The organism is Nocardia sp. NPDC059240 (assembly GCF_042753865.1).
In the GTDB taxonomy this organism is placed as follows: domain Bacteria; phylum Actinomycetota; class Actinomycetes; order Mycobacteriales; family Mycobacteriaceae; genus Nocardia.
In genome coordinates, this window is record NZ_JBHZAC010000003.1 from 57136 (window position 1) to 77078 (window position 19943).

Sequence of the window (19943 nt, forward strand, 5' to 3'; positions counted from 1 at the left end):
CGGATCGTGGAGTCGGCAACCTTCGATCTGAGCGACATGTTCGGTGTCGCGCTGCGACTTTCCGATGAGGACCGGCGGCTACTCGACTCCGCCCGCGCCGTGTTCATCACGCACGGCTTCCGGCGCACCACGATCGACGACATCGCGCGGCGAGCCGGTGTCACCCGCCGGACGGTGAACCGGCGACTCGGCGACAAGGACCGCATCGTCCGCGGCGTGATCGCCCGCGAGGTGACGGCCTTCTTCACCGACAATGCCGAGCGTTTCACCGCCTTCGACTCCCCCACCGAGCGCACCATCGAGGCCTTCACCGCCGGCATCGTCGCCTTCCATCGGAATCCGGTGGCGCAGGCCGCGATCCGGTTCGAACCGGAAACGCTCACGGCCATGCTGGATCCCGCGACCGACGGCTGGTTCACCCAACTCCGTGACCTCGTGGCCGGGCAACTCGCCTACGCGATGAACTGGGACGAGGCCCAACGCATCACCGAATTGATCCTGCGCATCACGGTGTCGCTGATCATCTCCCCCTCGGACGTCCTTCCCGTCCGGACGGAAACCGAAGCCCGCTGGTTCGCCAACAACGTCTTCGTCCCCCTCATCGAGCACGGCCTGCCCGGACCGGCGAACCCCTGACCGCCACCCCAGGATAGTGATCGCTTGGCACCGGTCTCACCGCCCGAAGGAACCGATCACCGCACCGAAATCTGCAGTTCCAGCCGTTGGCGAATCCGAATACTCGACAAGATAGATACCTATCGATCACAATTACCTTCCGGAACGCGAGACCTGCCAGGAAGGCACTGCGATGTTCGACATGATCGTGCGAAACGGACTCTGGTTCGACGGGACCGGCACCGCCCCGCAGCGCCGCGATATCGGCGTCCGGGACGGCATCGTCACCGCGATCAGCGCCGAACCGCTGACGGCTGAGCCGGGCACCGAGGTCATCGACGCCGACGGCCAGTGGGTCGCACCGGGATTCGTCGACGTGCACACCCACTACGACGCCGAGGTGCTCGCCCGCCCCGAGCTGTCGGAGTCGGTGCGGCACGGCGTGACAACCGTTTTCGTCGGCAACTGCTCGCTCTCGACGGTCCTGGCCTCCAACGAGGATTGCGCCGACATCTTCAGCCGCGTCGAGGCCGTCCCCCGCGACGCGGTCCTCGGCGTGCTCGACGGGCACCGCGCGTGGCAGACGCCCGCCGAGTATGCGGCGGCCCTGGACGCGCTACCGCTGGGTCCCAATGTGGCGGCGTTCCTGGGACATTCGGATCTGCGCACCCACGTGCTCGGCCTGGGGCGGGCCGTCACCCGCGAAACCCGGCCCACCGACGCCGAACTCGCGCGCATGCAGTCGCTGCTGGAGCAGGCCATCGACGCCGGCTTCCTCGGCATGTCGTCGATGACCAACACCTTGGACAAGATCGACGGCACCATCTACCGTTCCCGCTCGCTCCCGTCGACCTATGCGCGCGGGCGCGAGTTCCGCGCACTGAACAAGGTGCTGCGCAAGCGGAACCGGATTCTGCAGAGCGCGCCGACCATCAACTTCCGCCCCAATATCGCGAAGTTCTTCGCCGCGAGCTCCGGCCTGTTCGGGCGCGCACCGCTGCGCACCTCCCTGCTGTCTGCCGCGGATTCCAAGGCCTACCCGTTCATCGTGTACTTCATGATGTACGCCGCGCCGCTGCTGAATCGCTTCGCGCGCACCGACTTCCGCTGGCAGCACCTGCCGGTGCCGTTCACCGTGCACGCCGACGGCATCGACCTGGTGGTGTTCGAGGAGTTCGGCGCGGGCGCGGCGGCGCTGCACCTCAAGGACGAGGTGGAACGCGACAAGCTGTTGCAGGACAAGGAATATCGGCGTCGGTTCCGCAAGGACTACGACGACAAGTTCAGCCCGCGCATCTGGCACCGGGACTTCTTCGACGCCACCATCGTCGCCTGCCCCGACACGGGTGTCGTCGGCAAGACCATCGGGCAGGTCGGCGTGGAACGCGGCGTGCATCCGGTCGACGCCTATCTCGACCTGGTCGTCGAATACGGGACCCGGCTGCGGTGGCGCACCACCGTCGCCAACCACCGGCCCAAGTACCTGGACAAGCTCGCCGCCAATCCCGGTGTGCAGATGGGATTCGGCGATGCCGGAGCGCATCTGCGCAATATGGCCTTCTACAACTACCACCTGCGCCTGCTGGAACGCGTCCGGTCCTCGCAAGGTCGCCGGACTCCGATCATGAGCATCGAGCGTGCGATCCACCGCCTCACCGGTGAGCTCGCCGACTGGTACGGCCTCGACGCCGGGCACCTGCGTCTGGGCGACCGCGCCGACCTGGTCGTCATCGACCCCGCCAAGCTCGACCACTCGGTGCACGCTTTGCACGAATCCCCTATGCCCGAGTTCGGTCTCGATCGCATGGTCAACCGCAATGACGACACCGTCACCGCAACCGTCATCAACGGCCGGACCGTCTACCGACGCGGCGAGTTCGCGACCGGATTCGGCGACGACTGGGGCACCGGGCAATTCCTGCGGGCGGGCGCGCCGGCCCGCAAGCCCGCCCCCGACCGGTCACCGGTCTCGTGACCCGGCCGCAGCGCCGCCGCGCATAGGATCGTCGGCCATGAGTCCCTCGCAGCGCGAACGTCGCGAAACCACCATCGCCAAGCTCTTCGACGCGGCGTTGGCGACGATCGCGGAGAAGGGCTACGCGCGCGCCTCGGTCAAGACGATCGCGGCGCGGGCGGGCATGTCCTACGGCGCCCTGTTCCGGCACTTCCCCAACACGACCGAATTCATGGTCGCCACCGCCGAAGAAGCCTTCCGCCGTCAACTCGAGGAATTCGAAAAGCGTTACGCCGCACTCGCTCCCGCCGACCGCACGCTGGAGCGGGTGCTGCGCCTGCAATACGAACTCGCCGGAAACTCCACCAACGCGGTCATCTACGAACTCCAACTCGCCGCCCGCACCGACGAAGAACTCCGAAAAGGACTGCAGACCGCGGTCTTCGGCTACGGCGTACGAATCCTGCAACTCGCCCTGGTCACCATCGATCCCCCCGCCACCCTCGACCCGAGCGACTTCGCCACCGTCGTCTTCATGATCACCGACATGTTCGACGCCGAACACCTCTTCCGCCACCTGCGCCCCTACACCGAACTCACCGAACGCCGCATCAAACTCCTCACCACCATGATCACCACCCTCATGCCCCCGGAATGAACCGGCCGCTCAGAGGGATCGAGCGATGAGGCTCTACTGTCCGGTGAATTCGGGGGCTCGCTTGGCCAGGAACGCGGCCTGCCCCTCGCGGCTGTCGTCCGAGGCGAGGGCGATGTGGAAGTTGCGTTTCTCGTGCTGCAGGCCGTGGCTCAGCGAGGTCTCGAACGAGGCGAGCGCGGCGTCCTTGGCGAGCGCGACCGCTGTGGGTGAGTTGCGGGAGATCCGATTTGCCAGCGCCAGTGCGTGTTCGAGGGCTTGTCCGTCGGCAGTCACTTCCGAGACCAGCCCGGCCGCGAGCGCGGTTTCGGCGGTGATGAAATCGCCGGACAGCAGCATGGTCATGGCCATGGACTTGCCGGCGGCCTCGATGAGGCGCTGGGTGCCGCCCGCGCCCGGGATCACCCCGAGTTTGACCTCCGGGACGCCGAAGCGCGCTGCCGCACCGGCAATCGCTATGTCGCAGGTCAGCATGAGTTCGAGGCCGCCGCCCAGCGCCAGCCCTTCGACCGCCGCGATGACGGGCTTGGGGAAGCTCGCCAGGACGGGCCACATGCACGCGTCGAGTGCCCGGGGATCGCCGAGCAGCGCGATCTCGCGCATTGCGTCGAATTCGGTGATGTCCGCGCCCGCACAGAAGACGCCACCGGCTCCGGTGATGACCACCGCACGAATCTCATTGTCGTGCTGAAGTTTCCGTAGTTCGGTGTCCATCAACTCGAGCAGCTCACGCGAGAGACTGTTACGGGCGGCGGGACGGTTGATCTCGAGGACGGCGACAGCGCCCTGGCGGCGTACATTCAGAACGGCGCTCATCGGCCACCCCCGTAGATCCCGGCGTGCCGGGCCCGCATGGTCTTCTTGTCGAGTTTCCCGACACTCGTCCGCGGCAATTCGTCTACGAACAGAATCGTCTGCGGCAGTTGCCATTTCGCAAAGGAACTCGCGAGCACGCCGTGAATCTCGGCGATCGGCAGTTCCTCACCGTCGACGGTGACCACCAGCGCCACGGGCCGTTCCTGCCACTTCGGGTGTGGGACACCGATCACCGCGGCCTCGCGCACCTTCGGGTGGCCGACGATGGCATTCTCCATATCGATCGAGGAGATCCACTCGCCGCCGCTCTTGATCACGTCCTTGATGCGATCGGTCAGCTTGAGGTACCCGTGCTCGTCGATCCGGCCCACATCGCCACTGCGCCAATAGCCTTCGTGGAAGCGATCGCCGTCGTCGGGCAGCTTGTGATAGCCCTCGATGATCCAGGGCCCGCGCACCAGGATCTCCCCCTGCGCGACACCGTCGTGCGGCAGGTCGTTGCCCTCGCCGTCCACGATCCGAATATCGACCCCGACCACCGGAAGTCCTTGGAACCGTTTGAGATCCCACTTCTCGTCCTCGGTGATGGTGTCGCGCAACCCCGGTTTGACCGGGCCGTTCCAGGTGACCGCGGGCGTCGTCTCGGTGGCACCGTAACCGTGCACGATATCCGCGCCGGTCAACTCGTGGAAACCGCGCATCATCGACAGCGGCGGTTCGGTCGCGCCCGAAAGCAGTCTGGTGCGGCGGAAATCCGGCTTGGTGTCGAGGCCGGCGATGTAGGCGAGCATCGGCTCGAAGATCGCCGGTGCGCCGTTGGCGATGGTGACCTGCTCGGCGATCATCTCCTCGACCAGTACCGAGGTGTCCTCGGCCAGGTACCGGCCGGGCAGCACGATCTTGGCGGCGCTGTAGACACCGGACTGCGGCAGCCCCCACGACTGGCCGTGGAACATCGGGGTGATGAGCATGACCGCGTCGTCGGAGGTCATGCTCAACGTCGCGGCCTGTGCCATGGCGTGCAGATACATGCCGCGATGCGAGTAGTAGACGCCCTTGGGCCGACCGGTCGTCCCGGTCGTGTAACAGGCACTGTAGGTGGAGGTTTCGTCGATCATCGGCCAGTCCATATCGGCCGAGGCGGCGGCCATGAGGTCCTCGAAATGGTGGACGTCACGCAGCGTCGTGGTGATCTCCGACATCGGCCGGTCGGACATGATGATCCAGCCTTCGACGCCGACGCCTTGGGCCGCAAGGGCTTCGGCGACCGGCAGCAACGTCTCATCGACCAGGACGAAGCGCGCCTCGCTGTGGTCGACGACGTAGGCGAGATCCTCCGCGGACAGCCGCAGGTTCATCTGCAACATGGCCGCCGCGATGCCCGGGATCGCCCAGTACAGTTCGAAGTGTCGTCTGCTGTTCCAGTCCAGGATGCCGACCACGTCGGCGGGTCCGACCCCGAGCCCGCGAAGTACATCGGCCGCCTTGCACACTCGGGTGTACGCGTCGAGGTAGGTGTAGCGGTCCCAGCCACCGCCGGCGGTGCGGAAGACGATCTCCTGGCCGGGGTGGGTGCGGACGGCGTGCCGGATCAGGGTCGTGGTGTTGAGCTGGTAGTGGTCGCCGTGCGTCGACGGAAGGCCCTTGACGATGTCGTAGGTCATCGCAGATTCCTCAAATACGTTCGATGATGGTGGAGTTCGCGGTGCCCGTCGCCTCGCAGATGGTCTGCAGGCCGATGTTCGTGCCGGTGCGCTCGAGTTCGTGCAGCAGGTCCGTCAGCATGCGGGCGCCGGTCGAGCCGAGCGGATGGCCGATCGCGACCGAGCCGCCGTTGACATTGAGCCGCTCGTCGGGCACGCCGAATTCCTGCTGGAACATCAGCGGCACACCGGCGAAAGCCTCGTTGACCTCGAACAGATCGATCTCGTCGACGGACAGACCGGATCGCGTCAGCGCCTTGTGCGTCGCATCGAGAATCGCGGTGAACTGGATGACCGGATCGGCGCCCGCCACCGACAGGGCCCGGAATCGGGCCCGTGGCACCAGGCCGTGCCGCACGGCGAACTCGCGGTCGGCGATGAGCAGGGCGGCCGCGCCGTCGCTCAGCTGTGAGGAGTTGGCCGCGGTGGTACGGCCGTCGGCGGCGAAAACCGTTGTCAGCGCTGCCATCTTGGCCCGGTCGAGATGCTCGCGAATGCCCTCGTCGGCCTCGATCATCGGACCCCAGGGGTCGTCCGGATCGACGGTGAGCGGGACCAGTTGCGCGGCGAAACGCCCGGCGCGGGTCGCCGCGAGCGCCCGCTCGTGACTGCGAGCGCTGTAGTCGTCCAACGCTTCTCGCGAGAGCGCGAACTTCGTGTTCATCAGTTCCGACGACGCACCCTGCGCCACCAACCGGCCGTCGTATCGGGCCAGCTCGCGCGGACTGTACTGCGGCCCGAGCGGCGCGCCCGGGATCATGGCGTCCGGCATCGGCACCTGTGACATCGATTCGACGCCACACGCGATGACCAGATCGTGTGAACCCGCCAGCACCGCCTGGGCCGCGAAGCTGACTGCCTGCTGTCCCGAGCCGCACTGCCGATCGATGGTCACTGCGGGCACCGACTCGGGCAGGCCCGCGGCCAGCACCGCGTGGCGACCGATGTTTCCGGCCTGCTGCCCTTGTGCGAGCACACATCCGGTGATGACGTCCTCGATCAGGCTCGGCTCGATGCCCGCCCGATCGACGAGGGTCCGCAACGTCTGCCCGAGGAGATCGACCGGGTGCCATCGACTCAGCACCCCGCCGCGCCGTCCGACCGGAGTCCGTACGGCACCGACGATCACCGCTTCGCGAACAGTCATTCCCTACTCCTTGCCGCAGATTCCAGCCGCTATACATCTGTACTACTCCTTCGACAGATGTAAAGTAAATAGGCTGGGCTGTACGATCTCTCCGAGAGGAGGGCGATTCGTGACCGATCCCCGGGCCGGCATCAACGACCTGACCACCAAGGCAAGAATTCGCAATGCCGCACTCGACCTGTACGCCGAACAGGGCGAGGACCGGGTGTCCATGCGCACCGTCGCCGCGGCCGCCGGAGTCGCGGTCGGGTTGGTACAGCACCATTTCAAGACCAAGGACGGCCTGCGGGACGCGGTCGAACGACTGATCGTCGACTATCACGCCCAGGCGATCGCGCAGGTGCCCGACGATGGCTCCCCCGGCGACGTCGCCGCCGCCCGCGACGCGGCAGTCCGGGCCATGCTCGAAACCCACCCGACGGTGGTGAACTATCTGCGCCGCGCCCTGCTCGACCCGAAGGGTAACGGCGGCAGACTACTGACCCGGCTCACCGAATTGACCCGCGTCGAAATCGCCAGACTTCGCGGTGCGGGGCTCGCCTCGACCAGCCGACCGGAGTCGGCACAGGTGATCGGCCTCATGGTCCGGCAGGTGGGACACCTTTTCCTGCAGCCCATGGTGGACGCGATGTGGGAGCAACTGACCGAACCCGGCACACCCCCGGAGGGGAAACCGGAACTCTCAGTCACGATCCGCGACCCCAGCCCCCGCCCGGCATGAGATCAATTGGCCGGCACACGGTCTCGCATGTCACGGTCGGTGAGTTCGGCGATGGGTAAACCGTGCCATCAGGCCGCGGCTATTCCGCGCGACCGCCTCGATCACCTGAGTCTCGTCGGGCCGGGGCCTATCCGCTCCCACCGCCGCGAGAACCCCACGGTCCCATGCCGACTGGAATCCGGCTTCGCGATGGTCGGCGAAACCCGATTGCTGCCCGGCTATTCGCTACGGCTCACCGACGATCCGGCCATCGAACGCCTCTCGGAACTGCCGCGAGTGTGTTGTCAGGGCGTGGCGAGGCCCGCCCGTGGCGGCCGCGGGAATGTCGACGCGCGGTAACTCCTGGGTTGGCGTGTCGAGTTCCCGGTGCAGTTGTCGCAGGAAGTCGTCGAGGCTGTCGTAGCGCATGAGGATGTCGGCCAATACCTGTAGAGCGCCAACATCTGCCGGGTCAGCGGTCGTCATGGTCTCCATCCGAGGCTCGGAGCCCGCGTGGGCTGTCGGGCATCCGGCAGAATTGCCGGTTCGCTACCGGCAAGGCAGCCCCGCCAGGCGGGGCAGGACGGGCTGCGGTTGGGTGACACACCCGCCTGGCGAGGACTACCGGATGTGAAGCGACCCCGGTTCGAGGTGGGGTCCGGCGTGTCGAAAGGGGTGGTCGACACGCCGCGTCATCAGGCTACGAGGTGGTGGGCGGAGCGGCGGGCAAGCCTGCGGCCATGTTCATGCGATTTTCGGCCAGTCCGGGTGCGGCCTTCGCTTCGAAGTCGATCCACGAGCATCCACCGATTGGTAGCTCTAGAATTGCTAGATTCGTGACCGGGATCGATCAGAGGGGGGAGCATCCGCGGCATGCGCGACGACTCCTGGTGTGTGCGTTCGATTCACAGCGCCGCGGCGCTGGTCGGGTTCGCCCGCGACCGATCATTGAGCGCCGCCGCCGCATTGGCGGGGACCGGGCTGCACGAGCGCGACCTGGAAGACCCCGAACGCGAGATAGACATCGCGCAGGAGTTCCAGGTCGTCGCCAATATTCTGGCCGCGATCGGCGACGAGCCGGGATTCGGTCTGCTGGCGGGGTTTTCGGTGCGGCTGCCGATGCTGGGCGGCCTGGGGCTGGCGATGACCAGTTGCTCGACCGTGCGCGAGATGGTCGAACTGTGGGTGCGCTATTCGGAGCTGTCCTTCGCCTACACCCGATTCGGCATGGCCGACGGCGGTGACACCGTGCTGGTGACACTCGACGCGGTGACCGCGCCCGAACCCTTGCGCCGCTTCGCCGTCGAACGAGACCTCGCGGCCGTGCGCACCATTCAACGCGACCTGCTGACCTGGGACATCCTCGTACACCGGCTCGAACTCACATTCCCCTACGCCCCGGTGTACGAAGCGGTCGGGACGCTGCTCGGGGTCCGCGACATCGATTTCGACCGCCCCGCCAACATCCTCACCCTCGACGCCGCCGAATTGCGGCGGCCCATGCCGCACGCGAACCCGGTGCTGCGCAAACAATACGAGCAATTGTGCGCCGAGACCGTGGCGCGGCGGCGGGCACGAACCGGGCTGGCCGGCCAGGTCCGTGCCCTGCTCGTCCGCAGCGGCCGGGCGGTCGATCAATCGATGGTTGCCGATGAATTGCACATGAGCGTCCGCACCCTCCGCCGCCGGCTCGCCGAGGAAGGCACCAGTTTCCGCGAGCTGTCCTGCGAGACAACGGGAATCCTGGCCGAGGAGCTGCTCACGGCGGGCTTCACCGTCGACGCGATCGCCACCCGCCTCGGCTACACCAGCACCTCGGCGTTCGCGACCGCGTTCCGGGACTGGAAGGGCCAGACCCCGGGCCAGTTCGCCCGCTCCACCCACGGAGCACGACGGCCGTACCGCTCACCGCACAACGGGTGACACTCAGCTGGTCTGGGTGCCCGACCAGCCGAAGCTGAAGCTGTGCCCCTTGGCCTGGCAGCTGGTACCCCCGCGCCCGCCGCCGGAGCAGGTGGCCCCGGCATAGGAGACGGTGGAGCCATAGCCGTTGGGCCCCTGATCCAGGGTTCGGGCATCCGCGCGGCCGTGCGGCCCGAACGCGCCGAAGGTCGGGTGCGCCGGCAGGAAGGACACGTCGATGACCAGGTCGGTGACCGGAATAACGCCCAACCAGGTGGCGATACCCGATGCGATATCGCAGCCCACATCACCGTTGGGCCGAATCGAGCACTGTGCCGGACCCGAGTTGAAGTACACGGTGTCCCCGATCAAATAGTCGTTCGTATCCGCCCCGGCCGTACCGGTTCCGGTCAGCGACACCGCCGCCGCCGCTATCGCCACTCCGACAAACGCACTACGAGAATTCAATTCATCCACCTCTGTTCGGAAACCCCCATCCTGCCTGCTTTTCCTGGCAGACCGCTGTCAAAACACCTCAGCCCGAGACTCTTTCGATCGATCAGGACACGACTTCGATGAGCTTGCCGGTGGCGACATCGAAGACGAAGCCGCGCAGCGACGTCGTCTTCGTGATGAACGGACTGTTCTCGATACGCCGGATCGACTGCCGCACATCCTCGTCGAGATCCGGGAAGGCCTCCGCGGACCAGGAGGGTTTCACCCCGACCTCGTCCTGGATGGCGCGCTTGAACTGATCGTCGGTGAAGGTCAGCATGCCGCAGTCGGTGTGGTGGATGAGAATGATCTCCGTGGTACCGAGCAACCGCTGGCTGATGGCCAACGACCGCACCTCGTCGTCGGTGATCACCCCACCCGCATTCCGAATGACATGCGCCTCCCCCTCTTTCAGCCCGAGTATCCGATACACGTCGAGCCGCGCATCCATGCAAGCCACGATCGCGACATGCCTGCTCGGCGGCAGCGGCAACGGCCCGCTGAACCGATCGGCGTAATCGGCATTGTTGGACAGATATTCGTCGGTCACAGACATGATCGCCCCTTCACCCAGTCGGTGTGGATCCATGCACAGGTACGCATCGACCCTGACGGCCAGGAACCCGCGCCACCAGCAATTCGCGCACCGTGAACTCAACGCTGGACTACGACCACCCCGACCTCGACGCCGGGAAGACGTGCAGCGTGTCGCTCCGTCCACGTCGTCCCACGTGACTGCGCACCCCGGAACTTGTTGTCCGGGGTGCACATTCGCCAGCTAGGTCAGTGGGGTAGGTCGGCGAGCCAGCCGGTGAGGAGCTGGTTGACCTCGTCGGGGCATTCCTGCTGGATCCAGTGCCCGCCGTCGAGCAGGTGCACGCCCTGGTTGCCGGGCATGGTCTGCGGGAAGGCCTTGGTGGCGTCGAGCAGCATCATGGTGGTGCCGTCCAGCTTGCCGCCGATGAACAGCGAGGGCTGGGTGATGGGCTGATTCGCGTAGGCGCCCAAGTCTTCCCAGTCGCGGCCCATGGCTCGGTAGCGGTTGAGCGCGCCGGTGAGGCCGGTGCGTTCGAATTCGGCGACGTAGACGTCGAGATCGGCTTCGGTGAGGTGCCGGGGGCGCGTGGCCGGGAAACGGTCGCGCAGTTTGCCGCCGCCCTTGGTGACGAAGACCGGCGGCGGGGCGTCGGGGCCCGGCTGGGTGTCTCCGGCCAGCGCGGCGTAGAAGCCGCGCAGCCAGCCGCGCACGTCGGGTTCGATCTCGGATTCGGCGATGCCGGGGGCCTGGAAGTAGGACATGTAGTGCTCTTGATCGCCGAAGCTCATCTGCGCCAGCATTTCCGCGGGCGGCGGTCCGGGCAGCGGGGTGAACGGGATCGACAGGTGCGCGACCGCGCGGAAGAGATCGGGGTGGGCCAGGGCCGCGGTGGTGGCGACCGCGCCGCCCCAGTCGTGGCCGATGATGACCGCGGACTTCGCCCCGAGCGCGGCGACCGTAGCGGCGGCGTCATCGGCCAACTCCAGCAACCGATAGGAGGAGGCGTCGGCAGGGCGTGAGGAGCGGCCGTACCCGCGCACATCCACGGAGACGGCGCGATATCCCGCAGCCGCCAGGGCGGGAAGTTGATGCCGCCACGAGTACCAGGACTCGGGGAAGCCGTGCACCAGCAGCACCAGCGGTCCACTGCCCTGCTCGACCAGGTGAATGCGGCCCGCCGGGCCCGACACGATCTTGTGCACCTGCGCTGTGTTGGAGAGGGTCTTCGTCATCGCCATGTCCTTTCCTTACCTGGGGGTATTGCGGAACACGACGAACGATAGGAACCAGAAAGGACAAGTTCTGTCCTTACTTTCCGGTATTCTGATCACATGTCGGACACTGCAGCACGTTTGCTGACATTGCTGTCGCTACTGCAATCACGCCCGGATTGGGCGGGCCCGGAGCTGGCCGACCGTTTGAACGTCAATGTCCGCACCGTGCGTCGCGACATGGACCGGTTGCGTGAACTCGGATATCCCGTGCACTCCACCCGGGGCAGTGCGGGCTACACCCTCGGCGCCGGTACCGCCTTGCCGCCACTGCTGCTCGACGACGAGGAGACCGTCGCGGTCGCCATCGGTTTGCGAACCGTCAGCGGTGGTGCCGGTATCGCGGAGGCGGCGCTGCGGGCGCTGACCAAACTCAATCAAGTGCTGCCCGCCCGGTTGCGCCACCGTCTGGAGGTGCTGCATCACGCGATGGATCGCGTCGACCGCACCGACTCGCCGCTGGACCCCGACACCCTGCTGGCCATCTCCGAGACCACCCACCGCCACGAGCGGCTGCGCTTCGACTACACCGACAACCAGGGCCGCGAGTCGATCCGCGACGTGGAGCCGCATGCGGTGATCAACCTGTTCCAGCACTGGTATCTGGTGGCATGGGATGGCGCACAACAGGATTGGCGTTCGTTCCGCATCGACCGCATCCGCCCCCGCATCCCCACCGGTCCTCGGTTCACCCCGCGCACCCCGCCCGAGGGCGGCTTCGCCGCCTACCTGAACGCTCGCATGTCGGCCGGGGCGTGGCCGTGGCAGGCGACCGTCCTCGTGCACCGCTCGGCCACCGAACTCGCCGCCCGCATCTGGCCCGGCATGGGCGTGCTGGAAGCCATCGACGACACCAGTTGCCTGCTGCACGTCGGCGGCGACTCCCCGGTCTCACTGAGCTGGATGATCACCTCGCTCGACACCGACTTCACCGTCACCGGCCCACCCGAACTCGTCGAACAGGTCAAAACCCTGGCCTACCGTTGCCTGGCCGCCTTGCACCCCTGACGGCCGGACGCGGGCGGTGGCTATCGAGGCGGGTCGGAGTGCACCGCCGACGTGCAGTGCCCAGCCTCGGCGAAGTGCGCCGCCTCCCCATCACCCAAATCGCCTACGCCATCGGCCTGCACGACCCCGCAACCCTCAGCCGCCACGCCCGCCGCTGGTGGGGCACAACCGCCAGAGAAGTCCGCAACAGCCGGCCTCGGACATAAGACAAGCTCATCTGACGAACGCGCAGACCAGGGCGGGTGCGGTCAGTAATGACCATCACGCCCGGCCGCGCGCAGTTCGGTCAGGTCGGTGAGTTTGACGCGGGGCCTGCCTTGCGATCGCCCGTTGCGGCGTTCGACGGAATCGATTGCACGCCAGCCGGAGAGAGCTATCGATTCGGGTCGGCGTTCGCGCATGAGAGCGGTGAACTGAGCGATGGAGGTAGAGGGGGCGGTGAGCTTTCCCGTGGAGAAGTCGGCGATCAGTTGTGCGACTGTCTCTTTGGCGCATTCCTTGTTGGTGCCGATCACCCCGGACGGTCCACGCTTGATCCAGCCGGTGACGTAAACACCCGCCAGCACGGTGCCGGTGTCCGGGTCCCGGACTCGACCCAGGCTGTTGGGTATCACCCCTTTCCCGGCGTCGAAGGGCAGGCCCGGCAGGGCGGTGCCGCGGTAGCCGACGGCACGAAGAACGAGGCCGGTGCCGATGATCTCCTCGACCCCGGTCGGGACCACCCGGATTGCTCCGGATTCGGACTGCTCCAACCGGTTTCGACTCACCCTGAGCCCGGTCACGTGATCCTCGCCGAGGATCTCGACCGGTGCGGCCAGGTACCGCAACAGGATTCGACGATTGCCGGGTGTGGCCGGACGTGTGGAGTATTCGGCTGCGATCCGCGACTTCTGCCGTAGTGATGCGGGATTCGCGGGGTTCCCCACTGCCGCGCGGCTGGCCGGATCGAGATTCGTCTCGGCCGGGTCGGTGATCACGTCCACACCGGGCACATTCGACAGCGCGAGCAGCTCCGGTGTCGTATAGGCGGCCTGGGCGGGGCCGCGCCTGCCCAGAACGACGACTTCTTCGATGGCACTGTCCCGCAACGCGTTCACGGCATGGTCGGCCATATCGGTGCGCGCGAGCCGATCCGGATCGGTGACGAGGATGCGGGCGATATCGAGGGCGACATTGCCGTTGCCGATGATGACCGCGCGCGGCCCGGACAGGTCGAAGGTGCGGGCGGCGTAGTCGGGATGTCCGTTGTACCAGTTGACGAACTCGGTCGCCGACACACTCCCGGCCAGCTCCTCCCCCGCGATGCCGAGGCGGCGATCCCCTGCCGCACCGTGCGCGTAGATGACAGCGTGATGGTGTGCCAGGAGTTCGTCGTGCGTGACATGGGCGCCGATCTCGACATCGAGATAGAGGTGAAAACGCCTGTCCGACATCATCGGATCGAAGATGTCAGCCACCGATTTGGTTGCCGGGTGATCGGGTGCGACACCCGCCCGGATAAGACCGCCCGGCGTGGGGAGACGGTCGAACATGGCGACCTCGACGCCGGAATGCTTCAACAGTTCTCGTGCGGCATAACTGCCGGCCGGTCCGGATCCGACGATCGCCACCCGCAGCGGCTCGGCCGTGACGAGGACCGTGGGCGACGGTAGCTCGACCGGGCCGAGGGCCTGCCGGATCGGATTGTGCTCGTAGTAGGCGGCATTGATATCGAGGTACCTGGCGTCCGTGCCGGTCAGCGCGTTGTCGCGGCTGATCGCGCCGACCGGGCAGGTGGGCACGCAGACCCCGCAATCGATGCAGGTGGCCGGATCGATGTAGAGCATCTCGGTGGTGGCGAACCCGGGCTCGTCCGGTCCCGGCCGGATGCAGCCGACCGGGCAGACCGCGACGCAGGAGGCGTCGTTGCAGCAGGCCTGGGTGATGACGTGGGGCATCAGAGTTCGCCTTCCGACAGGTCGCAGCCGGTCGCGGCGGGTTCCGGGAGCGGTTCGACCGCGACCGGCAGTCCGCAGAACGCGGCATTGCCCGAACTGTCGAGCAGGTTCGGGTCGGTGATGTCGTTGATGCTCGCTCCCGCAACGCGATTGGCGACGCCGAGGCGGGCATCGGCCCGGTCATGACCGAAGCCGTGCGGCAGACTCACCGTGCCCTCCATCAGGTCAAGGGTTTGTTCGACATCCACCCGGATCACGCCGACCGTGGACCGCAGCATCGCGGGACCGTTGGAAAGCCCTTGGCGTGCGGCGTCTTTGGGATGCATCAGCAGGTGGTGGCGCGGGTCGCCCACCACCAATCGGCCCGAGTTGTGTCCCCAGGAGTTATTGCTACGGACGTGCCTGCGCCCGATGAGCCGCAGCGGCAGAGCCGGATCGACCTCCTCGTCGGCGCGCAGATCCACGCTCAACTGCTCGAGATCGGCCGCGATGAGCTGCGGCAGCAGATGGATCTTGCGGTCCTTGGTCCGAACTCGACCGGCGAATCCCGGGCGTAGCGCGCCGAGATCGACGCCGGCGGGTGTGGCGAGAAGTTTCGCGACCGACAGCCGGTACTGGCCGGTGCGCAGCAACAGATCCACCAGGCGGCGTGGTGACAACCGCAACCGCACCTGCCGCTCGATGTTCTTGCCGTGGCGCAGCGATTTCACCAGGCCCCACCGTGAGCCGGCGAGCCGACGCTGATAGCGCACGCCCAGGTCGCGGAAGATCTCCCAGTCATGGCGCGCCCCAGCGGGTTTCGGCAGCACCGCAGGTGAGTATTTGGCGGTGTTACGCACCGCGAACGCCCGGAAGATCAGGTCGTAATGATCGCGTTCGAGCGCCGGGGTCGGCGGCAGGATGATGTCGGCGTGCCGGGTCGTCTCGTTGAGATAGAAATCGATCGCGACCATGAAGTCCAGCCCGGCCAGCCCGGCGTCCAAGCCGCGTCCGCCGGGCGTGGACAGCACCGGATTGCCGCTCACGGTGACCAATGCGCGCACCTGTCCCGCACCGGGTGTGGCGATCTCCTCGGCGAGCGCCGCGACCGGGAGTTCCCCGGCGAACGGCGGTAGGCCGCGCACGCGACTGCGCCGCGATCCGAAGCCGCCGCGGTTCACCAGCTTGGTCATGTCGATGGCCGGGTCGGCCGGAATGGTTCCGCCCGCGCGACCCAGATTTCCGGTGACGATATTGATCACCTGAATCGCCCAGTGGCACAGGGTGCCGTAGCGCTGGGTGGAGACGCCGATGCGCCCGTAGCAGGCCGCGCCGTCGGCGGCCGCGAACTCGCGGGCCAGCCGAACGATGGTCGCGGGCGGAATCCCACTGATGCGGCCGGCGGCCTCCGGCGTGAATTCCGCTATGGCCGTGGCCATCTCGTGGAGTTCGAGCACGTAGCCGGGCAGCTCACCGATCCCGTCGGCCAGCATCACATTCAGCATGGCGAGCAGTACCGCGGCATCGGTGCCCGGACGAACGAAGACGTGTTCATCGGCGGCCGTGGCGGTTTCGGTCCGGCGCGGATCCACGACGACCACGCGGCCGCCGCGCTCACGGATCTCACGCAGACGCCGTGACATCCCCGGTGCGGTCATCATGCTGCCGTTGGAGGCAACCGGGTTCGCACCGAACATCAGCAGGTATCGGGTCCGGTCCAGGTCGGGTTCGGGCAGGATCAGCTGGTGCCCGTAGAGCAGCCATGACACGACGTGGTGGGGCAGCTGGTCCACCGAGCTGGCCGCGAAGTGATTGCGAGTGCGCAGCAGCGAACCGAACAGTGTCCCGTGAGTCATCGCGCCGAGACTGTGCACGGCAGGGTTGCCGAAGTAGACCGCCACCGCGTCGGCGCCGTGCTGCCGACGGATCCGGACGAGGTTCTCCGCGACGGTGTCGATCGCCTCGTCCCAGCCGATCTCCTCCCATCGCCCGCCGACTCGCCGCATCGGCCGCCGCAGCCGATCCGGATCATGCTGAATATCGAGCAGCGACACCGACTTCGGACAGACATGCCCGCGTGACAAGGGATCGTCGACATCGCCGCGAATGTCGGTGATCACCCCATCGGTGGTGGTGACGGCGATGCCGCAGATCGCCTCGCACAGGTTGCACGCGGCGCGATGGACCGTGGCTGCGGGTGTTGCGGTACGCGCCATGGCACGGGCTCCTTCTCTGGCGGGCGACACTCCGGCCCACCCTAAACTAAAAAGTGATTTACATTCATGTTCTGGCATGATGATCACATGACCGAAGCCAGGGTTCGCCGGACCCCGAGACAATCGCGCAGCCTCGAACGGGTGCAGCGAATCCAGGCGGCGGCGCTGACGCTCGTGCAGGAAGGGGGCGTGGACGCGGTGACGACGACGGCGATCGCGGAACGTGCGGAGGTGTCCGTCGCCACCCTCTACCAGTTCTTCGCCAACCGGGATGCGGTCCTGGAAGCCCTGATCGGCGGTCAGATCGAAATCCTGGACCGCCGGATGGCGGAGGAACTCACCACCACCGGGCGCCCGGACACCATCGCGGCGGCCGTCGAGACGTTCATCGCCATCCACAATGCCCACTATCTGGAACACCCGCAGTTCGTGGCGCTGTACTACAAGGGCCGAGCCCGCAGCAGCGGCTTGAACAAGGACGCCCACACCCACCTGACCCGCATCGCGGACATGCTGTACACGGGCTTGATCAGCACCGGACTGCTCCCCCGCGACACCGACCGCCGCGTCGTCGAGGTCGCCGTCGAACTCGGCGACCGAATCTTCGAAATGGCCTACCGTGACCATCCCACCGGCGACGAGCAGATCATCGCCGAGGGCACGCTGGCCCTGACCAGATATCTCGAAGCGCATCGGTAGCAGCGCTTCGCTGCCCGAAATCACTTGTTTCCAAGGGGTTCTCAGAAAATGCACGCTGTCGTATGCCGCGATGCCCGATTCCGGGTCACCGAGCAGACCGTCCCGCGACCGGCTACCGGGCAGGTCCTGATCACCGTGCTGCGCTGCGGCATCTGCGGCTCGGACCTGCACGCGCGCAACCATTGTGACGATATGGCGGAGCTGGCCGCCGAGACCGGCTACGACGGCTTCATGCGTCCCGCCCAGGATGTCGTACTGGGCCATGAGTTCTGCGGCGAGATCGCCGAGTACGGGCCCGGCTGCCGCAAACGCTGGCCCGTCGGAACCCGGGTCGTGGCGCTCCCCCTGCTACGCAACGGCTCGGGCGTCGAATTGATCGGGCTCTCGGCCGCGGCGCCCGGCGGCTACGCCGAACAGGTCATCGTGCAGGAGTCCCTGACCATGCCGGTACCCAATGGGTTGTCGCCGGATCTCGCCGCGATGACCGAGCCGTTCGCGGTGGCGTGGCACGCGGTGCGCCGAGGACAGGTCGGTACCCGGCAGCCCGCGATCGTCGTCGGCTGCGGGCCGATCGGACTCGCCGTGATCGGCATGCTCAAGGCCTCGGGCGTGCGCACCGTGGTCGCGAGCGACTTCTCCCCGCAGCGGCGAGCGCTGGCCACGCAATGCGGAGCCGACATCGTGGTCGACCCCGCGACCGAATCCGCCTGGACGGCCTACCGGCGACCGAATGAGATCCGGCGCGTCGACGAGGTCCTGCGACTGGGCGTCGACACCATGGACAAGCTGCGACGGGTGCCGAATATGCCGTGGTGGAAGATCTTTCGCCTCGCGGAGCTGGTCGGCGCGACACCCACCGGACCGGCGATCTTCGAATGCGTCGGCGTACCAGGGATCATCGATCAGATCGTGGCCGCCGCTCCGGTACGGTCCCGCGTCATCGTTGTCGGCGTGTGCATGCAGACGGATCAGTTCCGACCGGCGGCGGCCATCAACAAGGAACTGGACCTGCGCTTCGCGATGGGCTATGACCCGGGCGAATTCCGCGACGCACTCCACCTGATCGCCGACGGGAAGGTAGACCCCTCCCCCTTGATCACCGGCACCGTCGGACTCGGCGGCGTCGAGAACGCCTTTGCGGCACTGGCGAACCCGGAACATCACGCGAAGATCCTGATCGATCCGACCAGCCCGACGATCGCAGTCCCGGCCGTTCCGCTCCAGCACCCACGTTTGTGAAAGCGCTCGGCTGGTGTTCCCGGCCGAGGGTTTTGCGTGGGCGGCGGTCAACTGGTGAGCTACCGCAGCGGCTGCCGGCCGTCCTCGGACCGGGCGGCGAAGTCGTGCATGAAGGCGGTGGTGGCCGGATCGGCGGGGAAAACCAGGTCCAGGGTGAGGTCGGTGAAGGCCGGATTGGTGGCGGTGCCGAAGGTGAGCAGGGTGCTGTAGAAGCTCAAGGTGCGGTCGCCACGGCGGAGCTGTCCGGACAGCAATACGCTGCCGCGGGCGTCGGGTGCCGCGGTGGCGGGCGGGGAAGGGTAGGACTCGCATTCGATCAGTAGGGCCGCGATCCGAGGGTCGGGGCGGGCGGACAGTTGCGCGCGCAGGTATTCGAGCATGGCGGCGCGGATCGGAGCCAGGTCCAGCAGGCGGGACGAGAGGCCTTCTGGGTGAAGGACCATGCGCGCTACGTTGCCGCCGGCGCCGTTGTCTCCGAGCAGATGCGGGGCCAGGCCTTCGGTGAAGATCGCGACGGCGGGATTGGCCCGGACGATGTTCCGCATCGGGTCGGTGACCAGTGCCGGAAACGGCATGTGACTGTCGAGAATTCGATCGACAACATCCCGAACCTCCGCCATTTCCGGGGATTCCCACACACTTTCGACATAGTCTGGGGCGTGCCCGGACGCGATCAGCATCGTATTGCGTTCTCGCGCCGGTACTTTCAATTCCTCAGCCAGGCGCAAAGTCATTGCCCGGCTGGGAGCGGCGCGACCGGTCTCCAGGAAACTGAGGTGGCGCGTGGATACGCCGGTACCACCGGCGAGTTCGAGTTGACTGACGCCTTGGGCCCGCCGCCAGGCCCGCAGTAGATCGCCGAACGAAGTAGCGGCCTCCGGCATGCGAGCCCCCTGCGTTCTGGTCGTGATGTGGCCGCGTGACCGTACCCAGACCGGCATATCCCCCGCAACCGGCTGTGCGGTACGCCGCACCGCGCGGATTCGAGAGTGACTCGCTCCCAGGTTGATTTACCTCCGACGTAATCGTTTCACGGCAGCGCGCTCATTAGAGTCGGACACGAACCGCC

At 66.8% G+C, this 19943-nt stretch carries 18 protein-coding genes; 8 read left to right on the forward strand and 10 right to left on the reverse strand.

The annotated features are described in order from the left end of the window. Positions 1-6 precede the first annotated feature (6 nt). From ACFXHA_RS10500 to ACFXHA_RS10510, 3 genes are all read left to right on the forward strand, one after another. Positions 7-636: a TetR/AcrR family transcriptional regulator gene (locus ACFXHA_RS10500; RefSeq protein WP_379355182.1), complete on the forward strand. Its 630-nt coding sequence runs from the start codon at positions 7-9 to the stop codon at positions 634-636. 172 nt (positions 637-808) lie between these two features. Continuing rightward, positions 809-2590 carry an amidohydrolase family protein gene (locus ACFXHA_RS10505; protein WP_379355184.1) on the forward strand — a complete coding sequence of 594 codons (1782 nt, stop codon included), beginning with the start codon at positions 809-811 and terminating at the stop codon, positions 2588-2590. 37 nt (positions 2591-2627) lie between these two features. Next, on the forward strand, positions 2628-3227 hold the full coding sequence (locus ACFXHA_RS10510; RefSeq protein WP_379355186.1) for a TetR/AcrR family transcriptional regulator: 600 nt from the start codon (positions 2628-2630) through the stop codon (positions 3225-3227). Between the two features lie 33 nt (positions 3228-3260). On the opposite strand, the gene ACFXHA_RS10515 is transcribed toward ACFXHA_RS10510, so the two are convergent. The 3 genes from ACFXHA_RS10515 to ACFXHA_RS10525 are packed head-to-tail and all read right to left on the reverse strand — an operon-like array spanning position 3261 to position 6890. After that, complete coding sequence (locus ACFXHA_RS10515; RefSeq protein WP_379355188.1) at positions 3261-4040, reverse strand: enoyl-CoA hydratase-related protein; 780 nt, start codon at positions 4038-4040, stop codon at positions 3261-3263. Continuing rightward, on the reverse strand, positions 4037-5704 hold the full coding sequence (locus ACFXHA_RS10520) for a long-chain-fatty-acid--CoA ligase (protein ID WP_379355190.1): 1668 nt from the start codon (positions 5702-5704) through the stop codon (positions 4037-4039). The genes ACFXHA_RS10515 and ACFXHA_RS10520 overlap by 4 nt, the downstream gene beginning before the upstream one ends. Positions 5705-5714: 10 nt before the next feature. Then, positions 5715-6890: a thiolase family protein gene (locus tag ACFXHA_RS10525; RefSeq protein ID WP_379355192.1), complete on the reverse strand. Its 1176-nt coding sequence runs from the start codon at positions 6888-6890 to the stop codon at positions 5715-5717. Positions 6891-6999: 109 nt separating this feature from the next. Here ACFXHA_RS10525 and ACFXHA_RS10530 point away from each other — a divergent pair, with 109 nt between their 5' ends. Beyond that, positions 7000-7611, forward strand: coding sequence for a TetR/AcrR family transcriptional regulator (locus ACFXHA_RS10530; protein ID WP_379355194.1), 612 nt, complete (start codon positions 7000-7002; stop codon positions 7609-7611). Between the two features lie 225 nt (positions 7612-7836). Here the strand turns inward: ACFXHA_RS10530 and ACFXHA_RS10535 are convergent, their stop codons facing one another. Next, positions 7837-8076, reverse strand: a complete 240-nt coding sequence (locus tag ACFXHA_RS10535) for a hypothetical protein (protein ID WP_379355196.1) — start codon at positions 8074-8076, stop codon at positions 7837-7839. Positions 8077-8463: 387 nt separating this feature from the next. Here ACFXHA_RS10535 and ACFXHA_RS10540 point away from each other — a divergent pair, with 387 nt between their 5' ends. Continuing rightward, positions 8464-9513: an AraC family transcriptional regulator ligand-binding domain-containing protein gene (locus tag ACFXHA_RS10540; protein ID WP_379355198.1), complete on the forward strand. Its 1050-nt coding sequence runs from the start codon at positions 8464-8466 to the stop codon at positions 9511-9513. A gap of 3 nt (positions 9514-9516) precedes the next feature. Here ACFXHA_RS10540 and ACFXHA_RS10545 read toward each other — a convergent pair whose 3' ends face one another. The 3 genes from ACFXHA_RS10545 to ACFXHA_RS10555 all read right to left on the reverse strand — a co-directional run bounded on the left by ACFXHA_RS10545 (position 9517) and on the right by ACFXHA_RS10555 (position 11763). Then, entirely contained in the window at positions 9517-9960 is a 444-nt protein-coding gene (locus tag ACFXHA_RS10545; protein WP_379355200.1) for a hypothetical protein, read from the reverse strand. A 91-nt stretch (positions 9961-10051) separates the two neighbouring features. Then, entirely contained in the window at positions 10052-10543 is a 492-nt protein-coding gene (locus tag ACFXHA_RS10550; protein WP_379355202.1) for a beta-class carbonic anhydrase, read from the reverse strand. A 227-nt stretch (positions 10544-10770) separates the two neighbouring features. Further along, complete coding sequence (locus ACFXHA_RS10555; RefSeq protein WP_379355204.1) at positions 10771-11763, reverse strand: alpha/beta hydrolase; 993 nt, start codon at positions 11761-11763, stop codon at positions 10771-10773. Positions 11764-11856: 93 nt separating this feature from the next. On the opposite strand from ACFXHA_RS10555, the gene ACFXHA_RS10560 reads away from it, so the two are divergent. Continuing rightward, on the forward strand, positions 11857-12804 hold the full coding sequence (locus tag ACFXHA_RS10560; RefSeq protein WP_379355206.1) for a helix-turn-helix transcriptional regulator: 948 nt from the start codon (positions 11857-11859) through the stop codon (positions 12802-12804). A gap of 248 nt (positions 12805-13052) precedes the next feature. Here the strand turns inward: ACFXHA_RS10560 and ACFXHA_RS10565 are convergent, their stop codons facing one another. Continuing rightward, a complete protein-coding gene (locus ACFXHA_RS10565; RefSeq protein ID WP_379355208.1) occupies positions 13053-14741 on the reverse strand; it encodes an NAD(P)-binding protein in 1689 nt (562 codons plus the stop codon). Continuing rightward, the gene (locus ACFXHA_RS10570) at positions 14741-16936 is read right to left on the reverse strand and encodes a molybdopterin-dependent oxidoreductase (protein WP_379355210.1); all 2196 of its coding nucleotides are present in this window, start codon (positions 16934-16936) and stop codon (positions 14741-14743) included. Before ACFXHA_RS10570 ends, ACFXHA_RS10565 begins: the two co-directional genes overlap by 1 nt. Before the next feature lie 87 nt (positions 16937-17023). On the opposite strand from ACFXHA_RS10570, the gene ACFXHA_RS10575 reads away from it, so the two are divergent. Together ACFXHA_RS10575 and ACFXHA_RS10580 are read left to right on the forward strand one after the other, a co-directional pair. Further along, complete coding sequence (locus ACFXHA_RS10575) at positions 17024-17635, forward strand: TetR/AcrR family transcriptional regulator (RefSeq protein ID WP_379355212.1); 612 nt, start codon at positions 17024-17026, stop codon at positions 17633-17635. A 48-nt stretch (positions 17636-17683) separates the two neighbouring features. Continuing rightward, on the forward strand, positions 17684-18874 hold the full coding sequence (locus ACFXHA_RS10580; RefSeq protein ID WP_379355214.1) for a zinc-binding dehydrogenase: 1191 nt from the start codon (positions 17684-17686) through the stop codon (positions 18872-18874). Between the two features lie 59 nt (positions 18875-18933). Here ACFXHA_RS10580 and ACFXHA_RS10585 read toward each other — a convergent pair whose 3' ends face one another. Continuing rightward, on the reverse strand, positions 18934-19758 hold the full coding sequence (locus tag ACFXHA_RS10585) for a helix-turn-helix domain-containing protein (protein ID WP_379355216.1): 825 nt from the start codon (positions 19756-19758) through the stop codon (positions 18934-18936). Positions 19759-19943: the final 185 nt, after the last annotated feature.

Excerpts from the sequence above, each read along its gene's own strand:
- ACFXHA_RS10505 (WP_379355184.1), top strand. The coding sequence starts at position 809 with ATGTTCGACATGATCGTGCGAAACGGACTCTGGTTCGACGGGACCGGC.
- ACFXHA_RS10510 (WP_379355186.1), top strand. The coding sequence starts at position 2,628 with ATGAGTCCCTCGCAGCGCGAACGTCGCGAAACCACCATCGCCAAGCTC.
- ACFXHA_RS10515 (WP_379355188.1), bottom strand. The coding sequence starts at position 4,040 with ATGAGCGCCGTTCTGAATGTACGCCGCCAGGGCGCTGTCGCCGTCCTC.
- ACFXHA_RS10520 (WP_379355190.1), bottom strand. The coding sequence starts at position 5,704 with ATGACCTACGACATCGTCAAGGGCCTTCCGTCGACGCACGGCGACCAC.
- ACFXHA_RS10525 (WP_379355192.1), bottom strand. The coding sequence starts at position 6,890 with ATGACTGTTCGCGAAGCGGTGATCGTCGGTGCCGTACGGACTCCGGTC.
- ACFXHA_RS10535 (WP_379355196.1), bottom strand. The coding sequence starts at position 8,076 with ATGACGACCGCTGACCCGGCAGATGTTGGCGCTCTACAGGTATTGGCC.
- ACFXHA_RS10540 (WP_379355198.1), top strand. The coding sequence starts at position 8,464 with ATGCGCGACGACTCCTGGTGTGTGCGTTCGATTCACAGCGCCGCGGCG.
- ACFXHA_RS10550 (WP_379355202.1), bottom strand. The coding sequence starts at position 10,543 with ATGTCTGTGACCGACGAATATCTGTCCAACAATGCCGATTACGCCGAT.
- ACFXHA_RS10555 (WP_379355204.1), bottom strand. The coding sequence starts at position 11,763 with ATGGCGATGACGAAGACCCTCTCCAACACAGCGCAGGTGCACAAGATC.
- ACFXHA_RS10560 (WP_379355206.1), top strand. The coding sequence starts at position 11,857 with ATGTCGGACACTGCAGCACGTTTGCTGACATTGCTGTCGCTACTGCAA.
- ACFXHA_RS10565 (WP_379355208.1), bottom strand. The coding sequence starts at position 14,741 with ATGCCCCACGTCATCACCCAGGCCTGCTGCAACGACGCCTCCTGCGTC.
- ACFXHA_RS10570 (WP_379355210.1), bottom strand. The coding sequence starts at position 16,936 with ATGGCGCGTACCGCAACACCCGCAGCCACGGTCCATCGCGCCGCGTGC.
- ACFXHA_RS10575 (WP_379355212.1), top strand. The coding sequence starts at position 17,024 with ATGACCGAAGCCAGGGTTCGCCGGACCCCGAGACAATCGCGCAGCCTC.
- ACFXHA_RS10580 (WP_379355214.1), top strand. The coding sequence starts at position 17,684 with ATGCACGCTGTCGTATGCCGCGATGCCCGATTCCGGGTCACCGAGCAG.
- ACFXHA_RS10585 (WP_379355216.1), bottom strand. The coding sequence starts at position 19,758 with ATGCCGGAGGCCGCTACTTCGTTCGGCGATCTACTGCGGGCCTGGCGG.